At 72.7% G+C, this 14,159-nt stretch carries 17 protein-coding genes; 5 read left to right on the forward strand and 12 right to left on the reverse strand.

Annotation, left to right across the window (positions count from 1 at the left end; genetic code table 11):
* Positions 1–24 precede the first annotated feature (24 nt).
* Both glyS and glyQ read right to left on the reverse strand, forming a co-directional pair.
* Positions 25–2,091, reverse strand: a complete 2,067-nt coding sequence (glyS, locus tag ML340_RS02915; RefSeq protein ID WP_240096492.1) for a glycine--tRNA ligase subunit beta — start codon at positions 2,089–2,091, stop codon at positions 25–27.
* On the reverse strand, positions 2,088–3,032 hold the full coding sequence (gene glyQ, locus ML340_RS02920; protein ID WP_240096494.1) for a glycine--tRNA ligase subunit alpha: 945 nt from the start codon (positions 3,030–3,032) through the stop codon (positions 2,088–2,090). Before glyQ ends, glyS begins: the two co-directional genes overlap by 4 nt.
* A 72-nt stretch (positions 3,033–3,104) precedes the next feature.
* Here glyQ and ML340_RS02925 point away from each other — a divergent pair, with 72 nt between their 5' ends.
* Positions 3,105–3,833 (forward strand): glutamine amidotransferase, encoded by a 729-nt coding sequence (locus tag ML340_RS02925; RefSeq protein ID WP_240096496.1) that lies wholly within the window; start codon positions 3,105–3,107, stop codon positions 3,831–3,833.
* Positions 3,834–3,901: 68 nt separating this feature from the next.
* Positions 3,902–4,813, forward strand: coding sequence for a hypothetical protein (locus tag ML340_RS02930; protein ID WP_240096498.1), 912 nt, complete (start codon positions 3,902–3,904; stop codon positions 4,811–4,813).
* A 2-nt stretch (positions 4,814–4,815) separates the two neighbouring features.
* Here the strand turns inward: ML340_RS02930 and ML340_RS02935 are convergent, their stop codons facing one another.
* The 5 genes from ML340_RS02935 to ML340_RS02955 form a co-directional block, all read right to left on the reverse strand.
* Entirely contained in the window at positions 4,816–5,532 is a 717-nt protein-coding gene (locus tag ML340_RS02935) for an RDD family protein (RefSeq protein WP_240096500.1), read from the reverse strand.
* Positions 5,513–6,268, reverse strand: a complete 756-nt coding sequence (gene tatC, locus ML340_RS02940) for a twin-arginine translocase subunit TatC (protein ID WP_240096502.1) — start codon at positions 6,266–6,268, stop codon at positions 5,513–5,515. The genes ML340_RS02935 and tatC overlap by 20 nt, the downstream gene beginning before the upstream one ends.
* Positions 6,261–6,737 carry a Sec-independent protein translocase protein TatB gene (gene tatB, locus ML340_RS02945; protein WP_240096504.1) on the reverse strand — a complete coding sequence of 159 codons (477 nt, stop codon included), beginning with the start codon at positions 6,735–6,737 and terminating at the stop codon, positions 6,261–6,263. Before tatB ends, tatC begins: the two co-directional genes overlap by 8 nt.
* Before the next feature lie 18 nt (positions 6,738–6,755).
* Positions 6,756–6,977, reverse strand: a complete 222-nt coding sequence (locus tag ML340_RS02950; RefSeq protein WP_240096506.1) for a Sec-independent protein translocase subunit TatA — start codon at positions 6,975–6,977, stop codon at positions 6,756–6,758.
* A gap of 65 nt (positions 6,978–7,042) precedes the next feature.
* Positions 7,043–7,864 (reverse strand): lipid-binding SYLF domain-containing protein, encoded by an 822-nt coding sequence (locus ML340_RS02955; protein WP_240096508.1) that lies wholly within the window; start codon positions 7,862–7,864, stop codon positions 7,043–7,045.
* A 182-nt stretch (positions 7,865–8,046) separates the two neighbouring features.
* Between ML340_RS02955 and hemH the strand changes: the two genes are divergently transcribed.
* Both hemH and ML340_RS02965 read left to right on the forward strand, forming a co-directional pair.
* Positions 8,047–9,015, forward strand: coding sequence for a ferrochelatase (hemH, locus tag ML340_RS02960; RefSeq protein WP_240096510.1), 969 nt, complete (start codon positions 8,047–8,049; stop codon positions 9,013–9,015).
* Entirely contained in the window at positions 9,015–9,881 is an 867-nt protein-coding gene (locus tag ML340_RS02965; RefSeq protein ID WP_240096512.1) for an alpha/beta fold hydrolase, read from the forward strand. Before hemH ends, ML340_RS02965 begins: the two co-directional genes overlap by 1 nt.
* 12 nt (positions 9,882–9,893) lie before the next feature.
* Here the strand turns inward: ML340_RS02965 and ML340_RS02970 are convergent, their stop codons facing one another.
* The 3 genes from ML340_RS02970 to ML340_RS02980 form a co-directional block, all read right to left on the reverse strand.
* Complete coding sequence (locus ML340_RS02970) at positions 9,894–10,199, reverse strand: hypothetical protein (RefSeq protein ID WP_240096514.1); 306 nt, start codon at positions 10,197–10,199, stop codon at positions 9,894–9,896.
* A 51-nt stretch (positions 10,200–10,250) separates the two neighbouring features.
* Positions 10,251–10,739: a hypothetical protein gene (locus ML340_RS02975; protein WP_240096515.1), complete on the reverse strand. Its 489-nt coding sequence runs from the start codon at positions 10,737–10,739 to the stop codon at positions 10,251–10,253.
* A 66-nt stretch (positions 10,740–10,805) separates the two neighbouring features.
* Positions 10,806–11,621 (reverse strand): M48 family metallopeptidase, encoded by an 816-nt coding sequence (locus tag ML340_RS02980; protein ID WP_240096517.1) that lies wholly within the window; start codon positions 11,619–11,621, stop codon positions 10,806–10,808.
* On the opposite strand from ML340_RS02980, the gene ML340_RS02985 reads away from it, so the two are divergent.
* Positions 11,620–12,207: a hypothetical protein gene (locus tag ML340_RS02985; protein ID WP_240096519.1), complete on the forward strand. Its 588-nt coding sequence runs from the start codon at positions 11,620–11,622 to the stop codon at positions 12,205–12,207. The genes ML340_RS02980 and ML340_RS02985 overlap by 2 nt on opposite strands.
* Here the strand turns inward: ML340_RS02985 and ML340_RS02990 are convergent, their stop codons facing one another.
* Together ML340_RS02990 and ttcA are read right to left on the reverse strand one after the other, a co-directional pair.
* Positions 12,208–13,110: a recombination-associated protein RdgC gene (locus ML340_RS02990; RefSeq protein ID WP_240096521.1), complete on the reverse strand. Its 903-nt coding sequence runs from the start codon at positions 13,108–13,110 to the stop codon at positions 12,208–12,210. It abuts the gene before it with no gap.
* Positions 13,111–13,185: 75 nt separating this feature from the next.
* A complete protein-coding gene (gene ttcA / locus ML340_RS02995) occupies positions 13,186–14,148 on the reverse strand; it encodes a tRNA 2-thiocytidine(32) synthetase TtcA (protein ID WP_240096523.1) in 963 nt (320 codons plus the stop codon).
* Between the last annotated feature and the right edge of the window lie 11 nt (positions 14,149–14,159).

The raw sequence follows: 14,159 nt of genomic DNA on the forward strand, positions 1-14,159 counted from the left end.
TGCGACAGGCGGCGAGCCGAAGGGTCAGGCCGACAGCTGCTCGATCGCGGCGACGCCGCCGAGCGCCTGCGCCAGCCGCTGCAGCAGGGCCAGGCGGTTGGCGCGCAGGGCCGGGTCGTCGGCATTGACCATCACCGCGTCGAAGAAGGCGTCCACCTGCGGCCGCAGGGCCGCCAGCCGGGTCAACGCGGCCACGTAGTCGCGCGCGGCCAGCGCCTGCGCGCAGGCACCGAGCGCGGCTTCCACCGCCTCGGCCAGCGCGCGCTCGGCCGGTTCGACCAGCAGCGCCGGGTCCTCCGCGGCCGGGATCGCGATGTCGGCCTTGCGCAGAATGTTGCCGATGCGCTTGTTGGCGGCGGCCAGCGCCGCCGCCTCCGGCAATTGCGCGAACACGCCGATCGCGTCGAGGCGGCGGTCGAGGTCGTACAGCGAGGCGGGGCGACGCTCCGCGACCGCGTTGAAATGGGCCGCCGGCACCCCGCGCTCGGCGTAGTAGCCGCGCAGGCGCTCGAGGATGAAGTCATAGAGCTCGGCTGCGTCCGCCTGCACGCCGGTCGCGGCCAGCGCCGTGTTCGCCTGCGCCAGCAGCGCCGGCAGGTCGAGGTCGAGCCCGCTCTCGATCAGGGTGCGCGCCAGCCCCAGCGCCGCGCGGCGCAGGGCGAACGGGTCCTTGTTGCCGGTGGGCTTGAGGCCCGCGGCGAAGCCGCCGGCCAGGGTGTCCAGGCGCTCGGCGATCGCCAGCACCTTGCCCAGCGGTGAAGCCGCGATGTCGTCGCCGGCGAAGCGCGGGCGGTAGGCCTCGTCGATCGCCAGCGCCACGGCGTCCGCCTCGCCCGCGCGCTGCGCGTAGTAGCGTCCGGCGATGCCCTGCAGCTCCGGGAACTCGCCGACCAGGCGGCTCTGCAGGTCGTTCTTGGCCAGCTGCGCCGCGCGCCGCGCCTGCGCCGGATCGGCGCCGACCTGCGCGGCGATCGTCTCGGCCAGCGCGGCGACCCGCGCCACCTTGTCGGCCAGGCTGCCGAGCTTGGCCTGGTAGGTGACGCTCGCCAGGCCCGCGCCCATCGCGGCCAGGCCCTGCTTCAAGTCCTCGTCGAAGAAGAACTTGGCATCCGCGAAGCGCGGCCGGATCACGCGCTCGTAGCCGCGCCGGATCTCGCCCGGGTCGCGCGAGGCGATGTTGGCGATGCCGATGAAGTGCGCGGTCAGCCGGCCCTGCGCGTCCAGCACCGGGAAGAACTTCTGGTTCGCCTCCATGGTCGCGACCAGCGCCTCCTGCGGTACCTGCAGGAAGGCCGGTTCGAACGTGCAGGCGACCGCGACCGGCCATTCGGTCAGGCACAGCACCTGGGTCAGGTTGTCCTCGGTGATGCGCGCCTCGCCGCCGGCCGCGCGCGCCGCGGCCTCGACCTCGGCCACGATCCGCGCCTGGCGCGCGTGCGGGTCGACCAGCACCTGCGCCGCTTCCAGCGCGGCGACATAGGCATCGGCCTGCGCGATCACGACCGCTTGGGGGTGGTGGAAGCGGTGGCCGCGGCTGGCGCGTCCGGCCTCGAGGCCGAAGGCGCGCAGCGGCACCACCGCCTCGCCGTACAGCGCGACCAGCCAGTGCACCGGGCGCGCGAACGCGTAGGCATGCGCGCCCCAGCGCATCGGCTTGGGGATCGGCAGCGCCGCCAGCGCCTCGTCCAGCACCGCCTGCAGCAGGTCCACGGTGGCCGCGCCGGGCTGCTGCGCGCGGTAGGCGAAGCGCTCGCCCTTGGCGTCGCGCACGCGTTCCAGCGACGTCCACGCCACCCCGGCCTTGGCCGCGAAGCCCTCCAGCGCACGGGTCGGCGCGCCCTGCGCGTCCAGCGCCACGTTGAGGTAGGGGCCCAGCAGTTCGATCTGCTGCGCCGGCTGCTGCGGCGCGACCGCGGCCACGTGCACCGCCAGCCGGCGCGGGGAATGCAGCGCGCGCGCCGTGCCGTGGGCGATGCCGCGCCGGGCAAGGCCGCCGGCGATCCCCGCCGCGAACGCCTCGGCCAGCGCCGGCAGCGCCTTCACCGGCAGTTCCTCGGTGCCCAGTTCGAGCAGCAGGGATTTGCTGTTCATGCCGGGGCTCCCGGCGCGGACAGCGCCAACCGAGCGCGTTGATCCGCCCCTTTGACCCCGGGGAAACCCAGCTTCTCACGTTGCGCGTAATAGCGCTCGGCGACCGCGCGCGCCAGGCTGCGCACGCGCAGGATGTAGCGTTGGCGCTCGGTCACCGAGATCGCGCGGCGCGCGTCCAGCAGGTTGAAGCTGTGGCTGGCCTTGGTCACCTGCTCGTAGGCGGGCAGCGGCAGCCCGGCTTCGACCAGCGCCATCGCCTCCTTCTCGCAGGCATCGAAGCGGTGGAACAGCTCGGCCACGTCGGCATGCTCGAAGTTGTAGGCGCTCTGCTCCACCTCGTTCTGGTGGTACACGTCGCCGTAGGTGACCGGCAGCCCGTCGGGGCCATAAGTCCACACCAGGTCGTACACGTTGTCGCAGTCCTGCAGATACATGCACAACCGCTCGAGGCCGTAGGTGATCTCGCCCAGCACCGGGCGGCATTCCAGCCCGCCGGCCTGCTGGAAGTAGGTGAACTGGGTCACCTCCATGCCGTTCAGCCACACTTCCCAGCCCAGGCCCCAGGCGCCGAGGGTCGGGCTTTCCCAGTTGTCCTCGACCAGCCGCAGGTCGTGCACCAGCGGGTCGATGCCGAGCGCCTTGAGCGAGTCGAAATAGCGCTCGACGATGTCGTCGGGGCTGGGCTTCATCACCACCTGGTACTGGTAGTAGCGCTGCAGGCGGTTGGGGTTCTCGCCGTAGCGGCCGTCGGTGGGGCGGCGGCTGGGCTGCACGTAGGCGGCGTTCCACGGCTCCGGGCCGAGCGCGCGCAGGAAGGTGGCCGGGTGGAAGGTGCCGGCGCCGACCTCGAGGTCCAGCGGCTGGATCAGCACGCAGCCCTGCCCGGCCCAGTAGGCGTTCAGGCGGGCGATGAGGTCCTGGAAAGTGAGTGGGCTCGGCATCGGGCGTGGGCGCGGCGGAAACGGCCGCTAGTATAGGCGGGCCGTTCCCGCCCCGAGCCCGTGCGCCGCGCGATGACCCCGCCATTCTTGATCCTGCAGACCGGCCAGCCGGTGGCGCACATGCGCCGGCATGGCAGCTTCGCGCATTGGATCCGGGTCGCGGCGGGACTGGAGGCGGATGATGCGGTGGTGGTGGACGTGCAGCGCGGCGACCCGCTGCCGCGGCGGGCGGGCTTTGCCGGGGTGATCGTGACCGGCTCGGCGGCGATGGTCACCGAGCGCCTGCCGTGGAGCGAGGCCAGCGCGGTCTGGCTGGCAGAGGCCGCGCACGCCGGGTTGCCGCTGCTGGGCATCTGCTACGGCCACCAGCTGATCGCGCACGCGCTCGGCGGCGAGGTCGGCGACAACCCGCGCGGGCGCGAGATGGGCACGGTGTGCGTGGAACTGGCGGAACCGGCGCAGGCCGATCCGCTGTTCGCCGGGTTGCCGCCGCGGTTCCCGGCGCAGGCCACCCACGTGCAGAGCGTGCTGCGCCCGCCGCCGGGCGCGACCGTGCTCGCGCGCAACCCGCACGACGCCTGCCACGCCTACCGCTGGGGCGAGCGGGTGTGGGGCGTGCAGTTCCACCCGGAGTTCTCCGCCACCCACATGCGCGGTTACATCCGCGCCCGCCACGACGTGCTCGCGCGCGAGGGCCAGTGCGGGCGGCGGCTGGCGCGTGCGGTCACCGCCGCGCCGCACGCGCGCCGGGTGCTGCGCCGGTTCGTGCGCCATGCGCGCGCGCCGCATCCCGCGCGCTGAGCGGCGCTCGGCTATCCTTGGCACCGGTGCTCCGCGCGCGGCGCGGACGGACAAGACGAGGACGGACGATGACGACGACGCGGTCGGTGGGTGCCGCCGCCAGTTGGGGCTGGCTGCGCCGCGCGGTGAACCTGGGGCGCGACAACCCGAAGGCGGTGTTCGGCGGTGCACTGTTGCTGCTGCTGGCGATGCTGGCGCTGGCGCTGGCCAGCGTGCTGCTGTCGGCCGGCGCCGGGTTCGTCGCGCAGGGCAACGGCGTGGTCGCGGGGCTGGTGTCGAGCGGGGTGATGCTGGCGATGACCGCGCTGATGGCGATCCTGATCGCCGGCTACCTGCACCTGCTGGATGCGGTCGAGCGCGGGCGCCCGGTCGGCGCCAGCGCGGTGTTCGCGGTGCTCGGCGAGCGCCGGGTGGCGGTGAACGCGGTGGTGTTCATGCTGGTGCTGGTGCTGGCGCAGAACCTGCTGCTGGCGTTGCTGATCGCCGGACTCGCCCCGGAATTCGGCAACTGGTATCTGCAGATGCTGCAGGCCGGCCCAGGCGCGGCGCCCGCGGCCGCGCCGCCGGCCGGGTTTGGCTTGGCGATGGTGGCGATCTGGGTGGTCACCCTGTTCGCCTACGGCGTGCAGTCGCTCGGCTTCGGCCAGATCGCGCTGGCCGGGCGCGACTGGCCGCGCGCGCTGGCCGACGGGGTGCAGGGCACCCTGCGCAACCTGCCCGCGCTGCTGCTGCTGTTCCTGCTGGCGATCGCGGCGGCGCTGGTGCTGGCGCTGGTGATGGCGCTGGTGGTCGCGCTGGCCGTGCTGCTGTCCAAGCTGGTCGGCGGCTGGCTGGTGGCGCTGGTGGCGCTGCCGGTGTACCTGGCGTTCGTGGTCGCCCTCGTGGTGGTGATGTTCGGGGTGATGTACTACATGTGGCGCGACATCTGCGGCGCGGACGCGCCGGCTGCGCCCGCGCAGGACGCGCGGATCGCGCTCTGAAATCAACCGCCGAGCGCGTCGCCGAGCGCGGCTTGCAGCGTCGCCTGCAGGCGCGCCAGCAGCCACAGCGGCACGGCCAGCGCCAGCAGCGCCTGCAGCAGCAGCCAGGCGCGCGCCCAGCCCGGCAGGTGCGGCCCGGCGCCGGCGCGCCAGACCACCCGGGTGCCGCTGAGGCGGTCGTGCAGGGCCAGGTGCTCGGGCGGCAGCGCGGCCAGCGCATGCCCGAGGTTGAGGCTGAGCCAGGACAGCCCGGCGGCGAGGTGCCGCCGCAGCACGCGCGCGCCATCCGGCGCGCGGCCGTCGGCGGCGACCACCCGCAGGCCGAGCAGGCGCATGCCGGGGGTGGCCTGCCGCGGGCCGCGCTCGAACCATTCGGCCCAGGCCAGCGCCAGGCCGGCATAGGCCAGCACCGGCACCAGCAGCAGCCGGGTCAGGGCCGCGGACAGGGCGCCGATCTGCGCCGCCAGGGCAGGATCGCGCGCCAGCTGGATCGCCAGGGCCAGGGGATCGGCCACGCCCGCGTCCACGCCGGCGGCCAGCCTCTGCCCGAGCGTCGCCGGCAATGCCGCCCAGGCGGCCTGCGCCGCCTGCCAGGCCGGCGCCAGCAGCGGCCCGCCGAGCAGCAGTGCCAGCGGCAGCAGCACGGCGGCATCCAGCGACCACGCCGCGGCGCGCGCCCAGAACCCGGCCACGCGCAGTTCAGCCGATGGCGCGGTCATCCTGTCCCGGTTTCGGCGCGACCAGCGCGGCGGCGAGGATGCCGGCCTCGTACAGCAGCACCATCGGGATCGCCAGCAGCAGCTGGCTGACCACGTCCGGCGGGGTCACGATCGCGGCCACGATGAAGATGCCGACCACCGCATAGCCGCGCACCTCGCGCAGCTGCGCCGGGGTGACCCAGCCGAGCAGGGCCAGGATCACCAGCGCCACCGGCAGCTCGAACGCCAGCCCGAAGGCGAGGAACATCACCAGCACGAAGTCGAGGTAGGCGCCGATGTCGGTCATCATCGCCACGCCCTCCGGGGTGATCCGGGTCAGGAACCCGAACACCATCGGCAGCACCAGGTAGTAGGCGAACGCGCAGCCGGCGTAGAACAGCGCCAGCGCCGAGGCCAGCAGCGGCAGCGCCAGCTTCTTCTCGCGCCGGTACAGCCCGGGCGCCACGAACGCCCAGGCCTGGTACAGCAGCCACGGCATGCTGAGCATGAGCGCGGCGAAGAACGCGAGCTTCATCGGCGCGAAGAACGGCGAGGCGACCTGGGTCGCGATCAGGCGCCCGCCGGCCGGCAGCTTCTCCAGCAGCGGCTGCGCCAGCCAGCCGTACAGGCGGTTGGCGAACGGCAGCAGCGCCAGCAGCACCAGGCCGAGGCCGGCGAAGCCGCGCAGCAGGCGCGCGCGCAGCTCCAGCAGGTGCGCGATCAGCGGGCGCTCGGCATCGTCGAGGGCGTCAGCCATCGCGGGCCTCGTGCGCGGGCACGGCCGCGGGCGGCGGCGCGGAGGTCGCGGCCGGCGAAAGGGGGACGGAGGCGGGCGGAGACGAATCCGCAGGGGTGGGTGGCTCCGCCGCGGCGTCGTCCGGGTCGTCGTAGGCGCGCCCCAGCCCGCGGCCCAGCGCCGGGGTCGGCGGCGGCGCACTCGCGGTATCCGCTGTCGGTGGTTGCAGGCGCTGCGCGGCCTGCTCGCCGGCCTCGCGCAGGGCCTGCTCGGCCTCGCTGAAGGCGCGCCGGCCGTCCTGCAGGCTGCGCTTGAGCTCCTCGGCGGCCAGCTCGCGCTCCAGTTCGTCCTTGACGGCGTGCCAGTGCGCGCGCGCCTTGCGCGCCCACAGGCCGGCCATGCGCGCGGCCTTCGGCAGGCGCTCGGGACCGAGCACCACCAGCGCGACCAGCGCGATCACCAGCAGCTCGCCGAAGGACAGGTCGAACATCGGCGCTGTCCGCGCGGATCAGCGGGCGACGTCGTCGCGGTCGCGCTGCTCGGCCTTGCCGGCCGCGCTATCGTCGGGCAGGCGCGCGGCCGGCTTGTCGTCCTCGCCGGCCATGCCCTTCTTGAACTCGTTGACCGCCTTGCCGAGGTCGCGTGCACCGGAGGTGAGGCGCTTGGTGCCGAACACCAGCAGCACGATCGCCAGCACGATCAGCCAGTGCCAGATGCTGAAGCCACCCATGGTCGGGTTCCTGCGTGTGTGGAGGAAAGGATTCTACGCCCAAGCCCGGCGTCGGGCCGGGCCGCTCAGCGTCGGTGGTCGGGCAGCGGGGCCGGAGTCACCGGATTGTGGGTGTCCAGCGGCTGCACCTGCGCCGCGCCCGGCTCCGCGGCGGGCGGCGCGGGGGCGGCGGGCGTCGGGCTGCCGCGGCTCTGGCGGGCGGCGGCGGTGGCCTCCTCGAGGGCGTCGCGCACGCGCACGATGGCCGCCGACGGCGGCTGCGGCAGGCGTCCTTCGAACACCATGCGCGGGGTCACCGCCGGGCCGTAGGCGCTGCGGTTGGCACCGCTGTCGATCGACAGCACCGCGCCGTCGAGCGCGATCCCGGCGAACAGCCCGCGCGCACGCGACCACGACCAGATCTCGGCCTTGAGCTGGCCGTCGGTGGCGGCGGCGGCGTTGCGCCCGACCGGGCCGGCCGCGATCCCGGCGTCCGCGCCCAGGGTGAGCTTGCCATTGACCAGCGACTCCAGGCTGCGGGTGTCGCGGAACACCAGCACCACGTCGGCCGACTGGATCCCGGCCTGCAGGCCGAAGCTGGCGCCGGCGAGCTTGACGAACACCGGGTTCGACCAGGCGCCGTCGGCGCCGCGCACCGCCATCAGGCCCAGGCCGCGGCGGCCGCCGAACAGGAAGCCGGCCTTGAGGGTGTCCGGGACCACCACGATCGCGCGCGCCTCGTCGAGTAGGCGGTCCGGGATCGCCGCCTCCGGGATCGCCTGCAGCTGCTCGATCACCCGCAGCGCCTCGCCGGCGCGCGCGTCCTCGCGTTCGCCGGCGAGGGCCGGGCCGAGCGCGAGCAGCAGGGCGAGGGCGGCGGGCAGCAGCGGGCGCGGCGTGGCGGGCATCACGGGCTCCTGGGCGGATCGGGGGAGCCTGCATGCTCGCCGCGCGCGGATGACACGCGCATGAATCGCCCCGACGCCGGGCGCCGTACGTGGCATGCGATGCTACGCAGGCCCGCCGCGTGTGCCGCCCGCGGCAGGCGCGGATCCCGGCCGCGAACCGGGTTCCCCAAGGAGAACGACGCATGTCCCACGACGCACCGCAGGCCCTGGTGCTGGTCAACCTCGGCACCCCGGCGGCGCCCACCGCACCGGCGGTGCGCCGCTACCTGTCGCAGTTCCTGCACGACCACCGGGTGGTGCAGCTGACCCGCTGGCTGTGGTGCCCGCTGCTGCATTTCGTGATCCTGCCGCTGCGCAGCCCGAAGGTGGCGCGCAAGTACGCGCAGATCTGGATGGAGGGCGGCTCGCCGCTGGCCGTGCACACCGCCGCCTTGGCCGGCGCGGTCGGGCAGCGCCTGCCCGGCTGGCAGGTGCGCCACGCGATGCGCTACGGCGAGCCGTCGGTGCCCGCGGTGCTGGCCGAGCTGCAGGCGCAGGGCGTGCGCCGGGTGCGGGTGCTGCCGCTGTACCCGCAGTACTCGACCACCACCACCGCCAGCGTGGAGGATGCGGTGGCCGCGGCCGTCGCCGACACGGGCCTGCAGGTGCAGCGGCTGCGCGACTACCACCTCGACCCGGGCTGGGTCGCGGCGATCGCCGACAGCATCCGCGCGCACTGGCAGCTGCACGGGCGCGGGGAGCGCCTGCTGCTGTCGTTCCACGGCATTCCGCGGCGGCTGGTGGACGCCGGCGACCCCTACGCGCGCCAGTGCGAGGCCAGCACCGCCGCGATCGCCGCCGCGCTCGGGCTGGCGCGCGAGGAGGTGCTGCTGACCTTCCAGTCGCGCTTCGGCCGCGAGGCCTGGCTCGAACCCTATACCCAGCCGACCCTGGAGGCGCTGGCGCGGGCGGGCGTGCGCCGGGTCGACGTGGCCTGCCCCGGGTTCGCGGTGGACTGCCTGGAGACGCTGGAGGAGATCGCGGTGGAGAACGCGGTGGCCTTCCGCGCCGCGGGCGGCGAGGCGCTGCGCTACATCCCCTGCCTGAACGCGGCGCCGGCGCATGCCGACGTGCTCGCGGCCCTGGCCCGCGGCGAGGAGGGCTGGGTCTGATGCGCGAGATCGTGATCGAGGCGGCGCTCGGCCCGCTGGCCGCGCTGCACTGGGAGGTGCCGGGCGGCGCGCCGCGGGTGCTGGCCCTGCACGGCTGGCTGGACAATGCCGCCAGCTTCGTGCCGCTGGCCGCGCACCTGCCCGAGGTCGAGCTGGTCGCGCTCGACCTGCCCGGCCACGGCCATAGCGCGCACCTGCCGGAGGGCGCGGAGTACACGCCGATGGTGGCGCTGGCGGCGGTGCTGGATGCCGCCGACGCGCTGGGCTGGGAGCGCTTCGCCCTGCTCGGGCATTCGATGGGCGCCGGACTGGCCAGCCTGCTGGCGGCGGCATGCCCGGAGCGAGTCACTCGGCTGGTTGCGATCGAGGCGCTGGGCGCGCTGTCGGAACCGCCGGAGCGCACCGTGCCGCGCATGCGCGAGGCGCTGGCGGCGCAGCGGGCGCTGGCCGGCAAGCAGCTGCGGGTATTCCCCGACGTGGAGGCCGCAGTGCGCGCGCGCCAGCTGACCAGCCGCGTCCCCGGCAGCGGGCTGAGCGCACAGGAGTTGCGGCCGCTGGTCGAGCGCGGCCTGCGCGCAGTCCCCGGTGGCTATGTCTGGAGCAGCGATCCGCGCCTGACCCTGCCCAGCTTCAGCCGCCTGACCGAGCCGCAGGTGGAGGCGCTGGTGGCCGGGATCGCCTGCCCGACCCGGGTGGTGTACGCCGATCCGGCCCAGCCCTACCTGCCCGATCCGCTGCGGCGCCGGCGCGCGGCCCTGCTGCCGGCGGGCGAACTGGTCGTGCTGCCCGGCGGCCACCACCTGCACATCCAGCAGCCGGCGGCGGTGGCCGCGGCGATCGGCGGATTCCTGCGCGGCCAGGATTGACCGCCCGGCCGTTCAGTCCTTGGGCAGCGCGCAGTGCGCGCAGCGCGGCGCACGCAGGGCGAGCAGGAACGGGCGCGCATGGAAGAAGCGGTGCCCGCAGCGCGGGCAGCGGCTGGCCTGCCAGCGCGCCCCGGTCCAGGCCACCAGCGCCAGCCAGGCCAGCAGCGGCCATAGCAGCCCGTGCAGGCCGTGGCGCTCGACCAGCCAGAGCGCGCCGATCCCCAGCGCCAGCCATGGCCCGAGCCAGACGCTGGCCCAGAACAGGCGGCGGCGGGCGTGGTAGTCCGCCCAAGTGGCGGACACATCGGAGGTAGCCATCACGGCGGGCGATCGGGGAAACGCCGCCAATCTACCGCATGCCGCGCCCGCTCAGCCGTCGCGGCCGGTGCGCACCGCCAGCCGGGTCAGGCCGTCGGCCGCCGGCCCGAACTGGTACACCGCCTGCCGCTGCTGCTTGCGGTACAGCAGCAGGCTGCCCTGGCCGGACTGCACCGCCATCTCGCGGGTCCAGCCGGCGGCCTGCATCGCGCGTTCGATCTCCCCGGCCAGGCGTGCCGGCGGGGTGCGGGTGGCCAGCTGCAGCTGGCGGGCTTCCGCCGTCGCCAGCGCGCCGTCCACTGCGCGCTGCGGCGGCAGGTAGACGTCGGCCGGAAAGTCCGCCGGGATCGGCACCCCGGTCGTGTCCGCGGCGGGCGCCGCCGGTGCCTGCACCGCAGCCATGGGCAGTGCCGGTGCCGGAACGGCCGGCAGCGTCGCCGCCGCGAGCCCGGTGGCGGGTTCCTGCGCATTGCGGCAGCCGGCGGCCAGCAGCATGGCCACGGTGCCGCCGGTGGCCAGCAGCCGGCGGATCGACGGCATGCGGAGGGTTCCGGGAGGTCCTGTTGTGTCCTGCTACGCGGGTGGCGGCCGCGACCGGCCAGCGTCTCACCCGGCCAGCAACGCGCGCAGCCGCGCCTTCAGCCGGCGGCCGTCCGCGCGCAGCACCTCGCGCTGCGCGCGCCAGCCGGGGAAGCGCTGTTCCACCGCCTGCCAGAAGCGCGGCGAATGGTCGGCATGCAGCAGGTGGCAGAGTTCGTGCACCAGCACGTATTCGAACGCCGCCGGCGGCGCCAGCACCAGCGCCAGGTCCAGCGCCAGGGTGCCGTCCGCGGCCAGCGAGCCCCACAGCGAGGTGGTGCGCTTGAATACGATCCGGCGCGGCGCGCGCGGCAACCCCGGCAGGTAGGCCGGCAGCCAGCGGCCGACATCGGCGCGCGCCTGCGCCTCGTAGAAATCACGCAGCACGCGCCGCAGCGCGGCCTCCCCGGCGCGCACAGGCGCGGCGAACACCAGGCCCTCGGCGTCCGCCTGCAGGCGCGCGGCGCGGCCCTCGGCCCAGCGCAGCGGGATCTCCTGCCCGCGCAGCGGCAGGCAGGCGGTCTGCCCGCGCAGCAGCGGCGCCTGCGCGTCGGCGGCGTGCGCCTGCAGCTGCGCGTCCAGCCAGTCGCGGTGCTGGTGCAGGAAGCGCTCGCCGGCGGCGAGGCTGGTGCCGGGCGGCACGGTCAGGCGCGCGCCGCGCTCGCTGACGCTCAGCCGCAGCCGGCGCGCGCGCGGATCGCGCACCCGCAGCACCGCGACCTCGCGGCCGTCGGCCAGCGCCAGCGCGACCGTCTCGCGCCGGGTGGCGGGCGGTACTTCTCTTGATCTCAACTGATACCCTAGTGTATCTAAGGGGTGTGGAGACGATAACTTCTCTGGCATGGGGGTTCTTTACATGGAAATCAACATTGAATCTATTCTTTCTGAAATTGAAAGGGCGGACGATGGTGCGCTCAGAAATGAAATGATGAAAATGAATTTCGAGATAGATCAAGAAAAGTTCAGCTTTGCCTTTTCCGCGTATGGCGCAATAAAAAGACTTTCTAGTCTAGATGATGTAATTTTTGCGGGAGGAGTTGCTATCCCTCCCAGTGCGATTCCGGCTATTAAGCTGAGAAGCGTTGTCCTGCTAAAGCTTTATGTGGCTCTCGTTTATATGAGGAGCGACATATTGGAGCGAGGCCTGGATTCTGCGCCCGAGGGCTCTTTGCTTGAATTGTATAAAAAACTATACCGATCTGGCTGTACGAAGAAAGGAGAGGATACTCTCCCTCAGCGGATTAGAAATGCGCTTTGCCACGATGGGTTGTATTTTCTGATGCGGGAAAATCACATTGCAGTGAAATTCAATGACAGACAAGTGCAATTTGAGTTGCCGATCAATATTGTCGATCGTCTTTGCAATCAAATATTCAGATTTTATTTGATTGCATATGAGGTAAAAAATAATTCTAACGTTCGGGTTTAGTTATCCCGCCTTACTGAGCCGGAACGCCTGCTCCAGCACCGGGAACAGGCGGCGGAACTCGCCGGTCATCAGCGCGAAGCGGGCCTGCAACTCGGCCACCAGGTCGTCGTGCTCGCTGGATTCCAGCGCGTCCACCGCGCCGTCCAGCAGCTTGAACTTGCGCACGATCAGGTCCTCGCCGATCACGCAGCTGACGTGGTCGTCCAGCACCAGCGCCAGCCGCGTGCACTGCTTGCCGGCCTCGAGGTGCTTGGCGATTTCCTCGCCCGACAGCTCCATGCGCTGGATCTTGACCACCGCGCCGGAATCGGCCGGGTCGCGCAGCTCGCACTCATCGCCCAGGGCGAGGCCGTCGGGCAGCGCATCGCCGGCCAGCCAGCCGGTGAGGATGGCGCGCGGCGCCACTTCCGCGTTCAGCGGCAGCGCCGGGAAGCTGCCCAGCGCGCGGCGTACTTCCGACACCACCGCCTCGGCCGACTTGCGCGAGGAGGTGTCGATCGCGATCACGCCGAGCGTGGCGTCCACCAGCGCGTCGGTGCGCACCGGGCGCACGAACGCGCGCGGCAAGAGCTCGGTCACCAGTTCGTCCTTGATCCGCTTGCGGGTGCGGCCGCCGGGCTTGCGGCCTTCCTTCTCCTCGATCGCGGCCAGCTTCTTCTGCAAGAGGTCGTTGACCACCGCGCCGGGCAGCAGCTTGTCCTCGCCGCCCACGGTCAGCCAGCGCGCGCCGTCGCACAGGTGCAGCAAGCCGTCGTGGTGCTGGCCCATGGGTGCGACGAAGCCGCGCGAGGACAGCTCCAGCGGGCCGACCGGCTTGAGCGCGCATTCGGCCAGCTGCGCCTCGAGGTCGGACAGGTCGAGCGAGGACGGGAAGCGGAACAGGGTGAGGTTGCGGAAGAACATCGGGAATCCTGTGCAAGGGCCGTCGCCAACGGAGGGACGGCGGCCGGGCGGAAATGCGGGAAACGCGGCGCGGGATCAGGACTTCAAGATGTCCAGCCCGTCGTGGTTGCGCACCGGGTGCAGCGCCATCGCCACCGGTTCGGGCGCGGCCGGCGCGCCGGCTAGCCAGGCGTGGGCGTCGGGCGGCGGGGCGTCGCTGCGCCGGCCCAGCGCGAGGAAATCGAATAGCTTGGGGTCGGCCAGTTGCGACGGGCGGATGTCGCCCAGCGCGCGGGCGATGGTCTCGATCCGGCCGGGCGTCTCCTGCTCCCACTGCGCCAACATCTTCTTCACTTGCTTGCGCTGCAGGTGCTCCTGCGAGCCGCACAGGTTGCAGGGGATGATCGGGAAGCCCTTGGCCTCGGCGTAGGCGGCGATGTCGTCCTCGCGCACGTAGGCCAGCGGCCGGATCACCACGTGCTTGCCGTCGTCGCTGAGCAGCTTGGGCGGCATGCCGCTCAACTTCGCGTGGAAAAACAGGTTGAGGAAGAAGGTGTTGACCATGTCGTCGCGATGGTGGCCCAGCGCGATCTTGGTGAACCCGTGCTGCGCGGCGTGCGTGTACAGCGCGCCGCGGCGCAGGCGCGAGCACAGCGAGCACATCGTCTTCCCCTCGGGGATGACGCGGCTGACCACCGAATAGGTGTCCTGCTCGAGGATGTGGAAATCGACCCCGATCGCGCGCAGGTAGTCCGGCAGCACGTGTTCCGGGAAGCCGGGCTGCTTCTGGTCGAGGTTGACCGCGGTGATGCTGAACTCGACCGGCGCCTTCTTCTGCAACTGCAGCAGCACGTCCAGCAGGGTGTAGCTGTCCTTGCCGCCGGACAGGCAGACCATGACCCTGTCGCCGTCCTCGATCATGCCGAAGTCGGCGATGGCCCTGCCCACCTGGTGGCGCAGGCGCTTGGCCAGCTTGTCGGCCTCGCGCTTGCGGCGCAGCGCGGCGGGATCGGCCGCGGCGGCGGCCGCGGGCGGGACGGTCGGGGACGAACGGGACATGGCCTGCGCAT

The sequence above is a fragment of the Thermomonas flagellata genome (assembly GCF_022419185.1).
GTDB lineage: Bacteria > Pseudomonadota > Gammaproteobacteria > Xanthomonadales > Xanthomonadaceae > Thermomonas > Thermomonas flagellata.

What these genes read in the sequence shown, in the direction of transcription:
- glyS (WP_240096492.1), bottom strand. Translation starts at nt 2,091, where the DNA reads ATGAACAGCAAATCCCTGCTGCTCGAACTGGGCACCGAGGAACTGCCG.
- glyQ (WP_240096494.1), bottom strand. Translation starts at nt 3,032, where the DNA reads ATGCCGAGCCCACTCACTTTCCAGGACCTCATCGCCCGCCTGAACGCC.
- ML340_RS02925 (WP_240096496.1), top strand. Translation starts at nt 3,105, where the DNA reads ATGACCCCGCCATTCTTGATCCTGCAGACCGGCCAGCCGGTGGCGCAC.
- ML340_RS02930 (WP_240096498.1), top strand. Translation starts at nt 3,902, where the DNA reads ATGACGACGACGCGGTCGGTGGGTGCCGCCGCCAGTTGGGGCTGGCTG.
- ML340_RS02935 (WP_240096500.1), bottom strand. Translation starts at nt 5,532, where the DNA reads ATGACCGCGCCATCGGCTGAACTGCGCGTGGCCGGGTTCTGGGCGCGC.
- tatC (WP_240096502.1), bottom strand. Translation starts at nt 6,268, where the DNA reads ATGGCTGACGCCCTCGACGATGCCGAGCGCCCGCTGATCGCGCACCTG.
- tatB (WP_240096504.1), bottom strand. Translation starts at nt 6,737, where the DNA reads ATGTTCGACCTGTCCTTCGGCGAGCTGCTGGTGATCGCGCTGGTCGCG.
- ML340_RS02950 (WP_240096506.1), bottom strand. Translation starts at nt 6,977, where the DNA reads ATGGGTGGCTTCAGCATCTGGCACTGGCTGATCGTGCTGGCGATCGTG.
- ML340_RS02955 (WP_240096508.1), bottom strand. Translation starts at nt 7,864, where the DNA reads ATGCCCGCCACGCCGCGCCCGCTGCTGCCCGCCGCCCTCGCCCTGCTG.
- hemH (WP_240096510.1), top strand. Translation starts at nt 8,047, where the DNA reads ATGTCCCACGACGCACCGCAGGCCCTGGTGCTGGTCAACCTCGGCACC.
- ML340_RS02965 (WP_240096512.1), top strand. Translation starts at nt 9,015, where the DNA reads ATGCGCGAGATCGTGATCGAGGCGGCGCTCGGCCCGCTGGCCGCGCTG.
- ML340_RS02970 (WP_240096514.1), bottom strand. Translation starts at nt 10,199, where the DNA reads ATGGCTACCTCCGATGTGTCCGCCACTTGGGCGGACTACCACGCCCGC.
- ML340_RS02975 (WP_240096515.1), bottom strand. Translation starts at nt 10,739, where the DNA reads ATGCCGTCGATCCGCCGGCTGCTGGCCACCGGCGGCACCGTGGCCATG.
- ML340_RS02985 (WP_240096519.1), top strand. Translation starts at nt 11,620, where the DNA reads ATGGGGGTTCTTTACATGGAAATCAACATTGAATCTATTCTTTCTGAA.
- ML340_RS02980 (WP_240096517.1), bottom strand. Translation starts at nt 11,621, where the DNA reads ATGCCAGAGAAGTTATCGTCTCCACACCCCTTAGATACACTAGGGTAT.
- ML340_RS02990 (WP_240096521.1), bottom strand. Translation starts at nt 13,110, where the DNA reads ATGTTCTTCCGCAACCTCACCCTGTTCCGCTTCCCGTCCTCGCTCGAC.
- ttcA (WP_240096523.1), bottom strand. Translation starts at nt 14,148, where the DNA reads ATGTCCCGTTCGTCCCCGACCGTCCCGCCCGCGGCCGCCGCCGCGGCC.